The sequence below is a fragment of the Sphingomonas fucosidasi genome (assembly GCF_036663855.1).
GTDB lineage: Bacteria > Pseudomonadota > Alphaproteobacteria > Sphingomonadales > Sphingomonadaceae > Sphingomonas > Sphingomonas faeni_B.
The window spans coordinates 1-521 of record NZ_JAXOJR010000029.1; the positions used below are offsets into that span (position 1 = coordinate 1).

At 67.6% G+C, this 521-nt stretch carries 1 protein-coding gene; it reads left to right on the forward strand.

The window, feature by feature from the left end; genetic code table 11:
• Nucleotides 1–521 (forward strand): aldehyde dehydrogenase family protein (locus tag U1737_RS20615; RefSeq protein WP_332798090.1); only part of this gene is annotated, 521 nt, incomplete at both ends.

A 521-nucleotide genomic window follows, 5' to 3' on the forward strand; every position in this document is an offset into this window, starting at 1 on the left:
CAACGTCCTGCCGGGCGACGGCGTGGTGGGGGCGGCATTGTCCGCGCACACCGGCATCGACAAGGTATCCTTCACCGGATCGCATGCGACCGCGCGGCGGATCATGCAGGCGGCGAGCGTCAATCTGAAGCGCTGCTCGTTCGAATGCGGCGGCAAATCGCCCTTCATCGTCTTTGCCGATGCCGATTTCGACAAGGCCCTGTCGGTTGCGGTGCACAGCGCGTTCCGGTCGACCGGCCAGTCCTGCTCGGCCGCGTCTCGCATGTTCGTCGAGCGGCCGATATACGAGCGGTTCGCCGCCGGGCTGGCCGAGCGCGCAGCGCGGATCCGCGTCGGCGCCGCGCTCGATCCGAAGACTCATATCGGCCCGCATACCTCTGCCGAGCAGCGCGACAAGACCGAAAGCTATATCGCCCTCGGCAAGGAAGAAGGCGGGCGGCTGCTCGTCGGCGGCGGGCGTCCGGCCGGTTTCGAGCGCGGCTATTTCGTCCAGCCGACCGTGTTCGCCGATGTCGATAGCC